At 35.4% G+C, this 7,114-nt stretch carries 8 protein-coding genes, 7 tRNA genes and 1 rRNA gene; 6 read left to right on the forward strand and 10 right to left on the reverse strand.

The window, feature by feature from the left end:
* Positions 1 to 482 precede the first annotated feature (482 nt).
* The 3 genes from STRINF_RS03340 to STRINF_RS10290 are packed head-to-tail and all read left to right on the forward strand — an operon-like array spanning position 483 to position 1,955.
* Positions 483 to 1,400 carry a plasmid recombination protein gene (locus STRINF_RS03340; RefSeq protein ID WP_006531615.1) on the forward strand — a complete coding sequence of 306 codons (918 nt, stop codon included), beginning with the start codon at positions 483 to 485 and terminating at the stop codon, positions 1,398 to 1,400.
* Positions 1,401 to 1,421: 21 nt separating this feature from the next.
* Entirely contained in the window at positions 1,422 to 1,766 is a 345-nt protein-coding gene (locus STRINF_RS03345; protein WP_006531616.1) for a hypothetical protein, read from the forward strand.
* An 18-nt stretch (positions 1,767 to 1,784) separates the two neighbouring features.
* A complete protein-coding gene (locus STRINF_RS10290; protein WP_006531617.1) occupies positions 1,785 to 1,955 on the forward strand; it encodes a hypothetical protein in 171 nt (56 codons plus the stop codon).
* 121 nt (positions 1,956 to 2,076) lie between these two features.
* Here the strand turns inward: STRINF_RS10290 and rlmD are convergent, their stop codons facing one another.
* Both rlmD and STRINF_RS03355 read right to left on the reverse strand, forming a co-directional pair.
* Entirely contained in the window at positions 2,077 to 3,567 is a 1,491-nt protein-coding gene (gene rlmD, locus STRINF_RS03350) for a 23S rRNA (uracil(1939)-C(5))-methyltransferase RlmD (RefSeq protein ID WP_006531618.1), read from the reverse strand.
* Positions 3,567 to 4,469, reverse strand: a complete 903-nt coding sequence (locus tag STRINF_RS03355; protein WP_006531619.1) for a tetratricopeptide repeat protein — start codon at positions 4,467 to 4,469, stop codon at positions 3,567 to 3,569. Before STRINF_RS03355 ends, rlmD begins: the two co-directional genes overlap by 1 nt.
* A gap of 56 nt (positions 4,470 to 4,525) precedes the next feature.
* On the opposite strand from STRINF_RS03355, the gene recX reads away from it, so the two are divergent.
* From recX to STRINF_RS03370, 3 genes are all read left to right on the forward strand, one after another.
* The gene (gene recX / locus STRINF_RS03360) at positions 4,526 to 5,302 is read left to right on the forward strand and encodes a recombination regulator RecX (protein WP_006531620.1); all 777 of its coding nucleotides are present in this window, start codon (positions 4,526 to 4,528) and stop codon (positions 5,300 to 5,302) included.
* An 85-nt stretch (positions 5,303 to 5,387) separates the two neighbouring features.
* Positions 5,388 to 5,921 carry a nucleoside tri-diphosphate phosphatase gene (ntdP, locus tag STRINF_RS03365; RefSeq protein ID WP_006531621.1) on the forward strand — a complete coding sequence of 178 codons (534 nt, stop codon included), beginning with the start codon at positions 5,388 to 5,390 and terminating at the stop codon, positions 5,919 to 5,921.
* Between the two features lie 53 nt (positions 5,922 to 5,974).
* Positions 5,975 to 6,286 carry a DUF960 domain-containing protein gene (locus STRINF_RS03370; RefSeq protein WP_006531622.1) on the forward strand — a complete coding sequence of 104 codons (312 nt, stop codon included), beginning with the start codon at positions 5,975 to 5,977 and terminating at the stop codon, positions 6,284 to 6,286.
* Between the two features lie 52 nt (positions 6,287 to 6,338).
* Here STRINF_RS03370 and STRINF_RS03375 read toward each other — a convergent pair.
* From STRINF_RS03375 to rrf, 8 genes are all read right to left on the reverse strand, one after another.
* A tRNA-Glu gene (locus STRINF_RS03375) sits at positions 6,339 to 6,410 on the reverse strand.
* A gap of 11 nt (positions 6,411 to 6,421) precedes the next feature.
* Positions 6,422 to 6,495: transfer RNA gene (locus STRINF_RS03380), tRNA-Ile, on the reverse strand.
* Between the two features lie 27 nt (positions 6,496 to 6,522).
* A tRNA-Thr gene (locus tag STRINF_RS03385) sits at positions 6,523 to 6,595 on the reverse strand.
* Between the two features lie 10 nt (positions 6,596 to 6,605).
* Positions 6,606 to 6,687: transfer RNA gene (locus tag STRINF_RS03390), tRNA-Leu, on the reverse strand.
* Between the two features lie 9 nt (positions 6,688 to 6,696).
* Positions 6,697 to 6,769, reverse strand: a tRNA-Lys gene (locus STRINF_RS03395).
* 3 nt (positions 6,770 to 6,772) lie between these two features.
* A tRNA-Asp gene (locus tag STRINF_RS03400) sits at positions 6,773 to 6,845 on the reverse strand.
* 24 nt (positions 6,846 to 6,869) lie between these two features.
* Positions 6,870 to 6,942: transfer RNA gene (locus tag STRINF_RS03405), tRNA-Val, on the reverse strand.
* Positions 6,943 to 6,946: 4 nt separating this feature from the next.
* Positions 6,947 to 7,062: ribosomal RNA gene (rrf, locus tag STRINF_RS03410) — 5S ribosomal RNA — on the reverse strand.
* Positions 7,063 to 7,114 lie beyond the last annotated feature (52 nt).

Here is a 7,114-nt window from a genome sequence, read left to right on the forward strand (position 1 = left end):
TGTTAAAGAATGGCTTACTTTATTGGTCCGCTGTTTTTGAAAACATGGACTTCTTTAATTAGTCCATTATTTTAGAGAATATGGACTAGTTTATTCAGCCATATATTATACAATTATGGACTACTTTACTAGACCGTTCATCTTACAAACATGGCTTACTTTATTAGCCAATGTTTTTCAATCATGGAGTAGTTTATGAATCCATGATTAAAGCCAATTTGGTCAACTATACAAACCCATTATTCGCTTAAAAATGGCTTACTTAAACAGTCAATACCTTTTTCTATAATGGACTCGTTAAGTAGTAAATTTCATTCCAATAGTAGGAGATCGGTCCCCATAGATTTCAGTTCTAAAGAATAAGACATCAGTAATTAGTTACTTGGTTCAGGGATAGCTCCCAACTAAATTCATTCTCAAATTTTTAAAATGAGTTTTTAAGGCGTACTGTATTAAAGAAAAATTTTTAAGGAGTATACGTGATGCCAGATTTAACTATTTCATTTAAAACAAATCCGAGAATGACAAACATTCGACATAATAATCGAGATTTAACAGAAAAAGTATGGAAGAGTCCAGAACATTCACACATTCTTAGAGATAAAAGTCATCAAAATATTGTAGTTAAACAATTAGATATTCGAGAGCTATATGAAAAGGAATTTGGACCTGCTTTGAAGGAATATAATGAAAAGCAGGAAAGAAATAATCGAAAAATCAAGGATTATTATAAACATGTTGGTAAACTTGATACCTTAGATCAACAGAGAGAGTTTATCATTGGTATTGGATCAAAAGCTGATTGGGATAAATTACCAGAAGGATATAAAGTCAACATTGGAACATATTTAGCTAAATATGCACAAGATTTCGAAAAACGTCATCCACATTTTCGTGTCTATAACGCAGTAGTGCATCTCGATGAAAAAGGTGCACCGCATTTACATCTCAATGTCGTTCCCATCGCAGACGGTTATAAAAATGGTCTCTCTATACAGCCCAGCTTTTCAAAAGCATTGAAGCAAGAGGGATTTACAGAAAAAGGAAAGTTTCAATTGATGGCTTTTCGCAACAACGAAATTAAAGTCCTTGAGGGCATGTTAAAAGAAATGGCTGTTGAACGTAAAAAAGTAGGTACAAACAATATTAAAGACATGCGTGAGTATAAAGAAATGATGGCCAAACTTGAAGAGGAGAGAGAAAAGAAACTGAATGAGATTAAAGCTGAAATCACTTCTGAGGTCTCAAACGTAGAAAAAGAATTAGCAAAAAAGAAAGAGATGTTGAGTACACTTGATAAAGAGATCAATAGAAAAGAACAATCAATTGAACAATATGATAATATCATCCATTCAAAGCAAGAATCTGTTAATAAGTTAGATGAAATGTTTGAAGCTTAAGCTGACAAACTCGAATTATTATTGGCACAGAAAGAAGCAATAAATGCTATCAACGAACAATTATTAAAGGATATTGGAATTAAAGAGGATAAGAATTATCTATTTACAAAAGACTTTAAAGTAGAAGAACGTGGATTAATTGGGAAAAAAGAAAAATTTGCTGTTGTACCTTTAAAAATTTTTGAAAAAATGTTGTATCAAGTAAACTCCAAACCTTTAAAACAAATTTTAGACGATTTTATTGATAAAGTCTTTAATAATAGTATTGTCAAAGGATTAAAACAGAAAATTAGCCAATTAACTGGTGAATTGAAAAGAGCTAGGGATCAGCTTCAACATGAGAGGTCAGTACGAATTGCTGAATAGAAAGAAGCTGAGAAAAGAATGGATTCACTATTGAAAGAAGTCCAACCTGCAATAAACCTTTACGACGATTTTCAAAACTATCTCACAGACAATGATAAGAAAAAAGTATTTGAACGCATTGAGAAACATAAACGTCTACATAAAGAGCTGGAACTAAAAGACCATAACTTTAATGATTTTGATCGTTAAACTTAAAAGTTCAAAACACATAACCGCACCCCAGAAGTTAGACATAAAAATCTAACTTCTGGGGTGCGGTTCAATTCTGCACTTTTTAATTTATTTAATTACTCAATCATTCCAAACCAACTTAACGCATCGAGGATAGCTTGTTCTTTTTTGGGTGGACAATTTGGTACTCTTTGATTTTTGAATAAGTGGCTTCCTTCTTGACAGAAATATCTTTGAGGTCGTCTTCATTGATTTCAAGATCAATATGATGGTTGATATCTCGTTTGGACAATTTAACAACCGCCTCAGTTCTTGCTGTATGCGGAAACATATCCACCGACTGAATGTAATGAACATCGTAAACTTTACTTAATTTAACCAAATCACGAGCTAAAGTCGCCGTATTACATGACACATAAACCATTTTAGCAGGTTGATATTTCAAAATAGTATCCAAGAGTTTATCATCAAGACCAGTACGAGGTGGGTCAACAATCAAAGCATCCGCACGATAACCTTCCTTATACCACTTAGGAATAATCTCTTCTGCACGCCCAGCTTCATAGTGAGTATTATCAAATCCCATACGCTGTGCATTTTTCTTAGCATCAGCAATTGCCTCTGGAATAATATCCATACCACGAACACTTTTTACCTTATCAGCAAAAGCAAAACCAATTGTCCCAACACCACAATATGCATCAATGACATGGTCATTTTCAGTCACATCAAGCGCTGCAACAGCTTGACCATACAAAACTTGTGTTTGTTCAGGATTCAACTGATAAAAGGCACGTGGTGACAAGCTGAATCGGTAATCCAACACCTCTTCAGAAATATCTGCATCACCCCAGATAACTTCTGTTTTTTCGCCATAAATATCGCTTGATTTTGAATGATTATAGTTTACTGCAATTCCTTTAATCTCTTCAAATTCTGCTGTTAAAGCCTTAATCACAGGTGCCAAGAAGATATCGCGGCTAGTGATAAAAATAATTTGAACTTGGTTGCTTGACTTTGCCTTACGAATCATTACAGTTCGAATACCAGCAATCTTGCGTTCATCATAAATAGGAATATGATGCTTTTCTAAAAGTTCTGTCACACGGTTGATAATTGTTTGCGTCAACTCATCTTGTACCAAACAATCCTTGATATCAACAAGACGGTGACTGCCTTCTTCAAAAAGCCCAGCCTTCACATTACCTTTAAAAAAACGTGTCTGGAACTGCAACTTAGCACGGTAATGATAAGGCACTTCCATCCCAAGTGTATGACGAATTTCGAATTTTTCATAACCAACAGGCTTAAATTTCTTCAATGACTGTGCAATCAAATCGTCTTTAAATTCCAATTGCTTGTCATAACGCAAATGCATGATTTGACAACCACCACATTTTTGATAAATCGGGCATTTTGGTTCCACACGAAATTTTGATTTCTTATTGATTGTCAAAAGTCTTGCCTGAGCAAAATTACGCTTAACCGCCGTAATCTGACAAAAAATATCTTCCCCCTTCAAAGCACCTGGAACAAAGACTAAAGTCTTCTTATAAAATCCAATTCCTTCACCATTAATTCCCATGCGCTTGATTTTCAAAGGAATTCTTTGTTTTACTTTCAAATTCATTAGTGACTAAATATAACTCCTACTTCTTTCAATTTTTTTAAAGTTGCCTTACCGAACTGAGGTAAAGCTAAAATATCTGCTTCTGTCCAAACTTGAAAATCCTGCAAATCATAAATATCATGCGCCAGCAAGATTTCAATTTGGTATTCTGATAAAAAGGCTAACGATTCAACTTCTGCCTGACCTGCCTTGTGCTCTGAAAAATAATCATTCAAATAAGCTTGCACATAATTTCCAGCAGTCATCAGTAAAGGTAAAATACGATAAAGTCCTACATAGACCGCTTCTAAACTATCTGGACGATGAATGACAGCTGCGCCGACAGACATAATATCATCCATCAAAAGCTCGGGTGATTGACAAAAAATAGCAAAATCCTTAACATCAGCATTCAAAACTTCAATCAAATAGTGTGCCATCTCATCATGACCATCTAAAATAGCCCCAACTAACAAAGGGATTTCTAGTAAAATATCATGTCCAATATCAGACTGCTTCTTAAAGAATACCAAAGCCTTATCATATTGTGACGTCAAAATATACAATGCCATTATCTCATGACGACAAGCAAACAAATCCGATGAATCCAGCTCATAAACCGCTTCAAATTGCTCAAGAGCTCTCTGATAAAGTCCATTTTGCTTATAAAGCATACCAAGATTAACCTTTGAAAAATAATAATCTTTCTCAGATATTTCACCCTTCTCATGAAGTTCTTCATAATAATCAACACATTTTCTAAGCTCTGTTAAATCCTCAAATAAATTCCAATTTTCAGAGTCTAGCTCATCTTCTTCATCTTCTAAAAAGTCATCATCAAACGGAAACTCTTCAAGGTCATCACTTAAAGACTTAAGCATGCGGTATTCATCTAAATCAACGATTTTACTATCTTTCACCATACCACCTCCCTACACTTTAATCACTACTATTTTAACATTTTTGTTATAATGAATGTATGAAAATCACTAAAATCGAAAAGAAAAAAAGGCTATATCTTTTAGAAATTGATGAAAAAGATGAACTTTACGTAACAGAAGACACTATTGTTCACTTTATGTTAAGTAAAAATATGGAAATTGACGAAACAACCTTAAAAGATATTCAAAGATACGCCCAATTTTCATATGGTAAAAACTTGGCACTTTACCAAATTTCTTTCAAGCAACGTACCGCAGACGAAGTCAAAAAATACTTAGAAAAACATGAAATTGATAGTCAGTATATCCCAGAAATCATTGAAAACCTCAAAAAAGAAAACTGGATTAATGATTCACAATATGTTGAAACCTATTTATCACAAAATCTAACATCAGGTGATAAGGGTGGCTACGTTTTAAAACAAAAATTACTTCAAAAAGGAGTTGATGCTCAACTCATTGACCAAAAATTAGCTGAATTAGACTTTTCAGACCTAGCTGAAAAAACAGCTCAAAAACTTTTACGTAAATATCAAAACAAGCTCTCAACAAAAACACTTAAAGATAAAATCATCCAAAATATGATGAATAAAGGCTTCTCATACACAGAAGCAAAAGAAGCCTTTGAAACACTTGATATCGAAAAAGATGAACAACAAGAATTCGAACTTTTAAATAAAGAACTTGATAAACAATATCGAAAATTTAGTAAAAAATACGAAGGATATGAACTAAATCAACGATTAACGCAAGCTCTCGCTCGAAAAGGTTTTTCATATGATGATATTAAGAGCGCTCTTAGAGATTATTTGTGAAATAAATTGCATTTCTAAGTGTCCTTTTTCAGAAAATTATGATAAACTAGAACAGATAAGTTTAATTGTAGAAAGTTGGTAAGGCATGAAATTACCTAAGGAAGGCGACTTTATTACAATTCAAAGTTATAAGCATGATGGTAGTTTGCACCGAACATGGCGCGACACTATGGTACTAAAAACAACAGACAATGCTGTTATAGGAGTTAACGATCACACACTAGTAACAGAAAGTGATGGGAGACGTTGGGTTACGCGAGAACCAGCCATTGTTTATTTCCATAAAAAATACTGGTTTAATATCATTGCGATGATAAGAGATAACGGTGTTTCATACTACTGCAATCTTGCCAGTCCATACGTCATGGATGAAGAAGCTCTTAAGTATATCGATTACGACTTGGATGTCAAAGTCTTTGCAGACGGTGAAAAAAGGCTACTTGACGTCGACGAGTACGAAATACACAAAGCAGAAATGGGCTATTCTCCAGACATTGATTTTATTTTAAAAGAGAATGTCAAAATCCTTGTTGATTGGATTAACAATGGAAAAGGACCATTCTCAGAAGCCTATATTAATATTTGGTACAAACGTTATCTTGAACTTAAGAATCGTTAAAGTTGCGAGCACTCCAATAGGGGTGCTTTTACGCTAAAGAAAGGAAGTTTTATATGGCATTTGAAATCAGTAAAGAAAAATACGCCAGTTTTGGCGTAGCAACAAGCCTTCCACACGAAATCATTGATACCTTTTGGGATATCTTAGATAACTACCTAAAAGGTGTTATCCCACTAGAGTCAATCATCAGCTTTCGCTTAACTGAGAAAAAAGGAAAATTAACGATTTGCTACCAAAATCAAAAGCAGCAAACAACTATTGCTTTTGATTATAATTACCCGTATGACCCATTCTTTCCAAATATTGTCTATCTGATTGATCAATCAGGAACAGAAACACTTTTATTACCACATGAACTAGACTAAAAAAGAAGGCTTTCGCCCTCTTTTTTAAACCTTTTAAAAAAAATAAATAAAATAGTCCGTACGGGATTCGAACCCGTGTTACCGCCGTGAAAAGGCGGTGTCTTAACCCCTTGACCAACGGACCATATTAATAAATGGGCACAAGTGGACTCGAACCACCGACCTCACGCTTATCAGGCGTGCGCTCTAACCAGCTGAGCTATGCGCCCTAAGCTAATACTATTAACAAAAGGTTATGCCGGCTACATGACTTGAACACGCGACCCTCTGATTACAAATCAGATGCTCTACCAACTGAGCTAAGCCGGCAACTTTTTAATGCGGGTTAAGGGACTTGAACCCCCACGCCGTTAAGCGCCAGATCCTAAATCTGGTGCGTCTGCCAATTCCGCCAAACCCGCATATTAATATGACCCGTACTGGGCTCGAACCAGTGACCCTCTGATTAAAAGTCAGATGCTCTACCAACTGAGCTAACGAGTCAAACGGTCCCGACGGGAATCGAACCCGCGATCTTCGCCGTGACAGGGCGACGTGATAACCGCTACACTACGGGACCTTTTGGTTTATATACCATTGTTAATGGGAGTTAACGGGATCGAACCGCTGACCCTCTGCTTGTAAGGCAGATGCTCTCCCAGCTGAGCTAAACTCCCTTTTGCTAAGCGACTACCGTATCTAACAGGGGGCAACCCCCAACTACATCAGGCGTGCTAGGGCTTAACTTCTGTGTTCGGCATGGGAACAGGTGTATCTCCTAGGCTATCGTCACTTAACTATGATTGATTATCCAATCAAAATTGAATACCTATATATTCTAACAAGAAA

Source organism: Streptococcus infantarius subsp. infantarius ATCC BAA-102 (genome assembly GCF_000154985.1).
Lineage (GTDB): Bacteria > Bacillota > Bacilli > Lactobacillales > Streptococcaceae > Streptococcus > Streptococcus infantarius.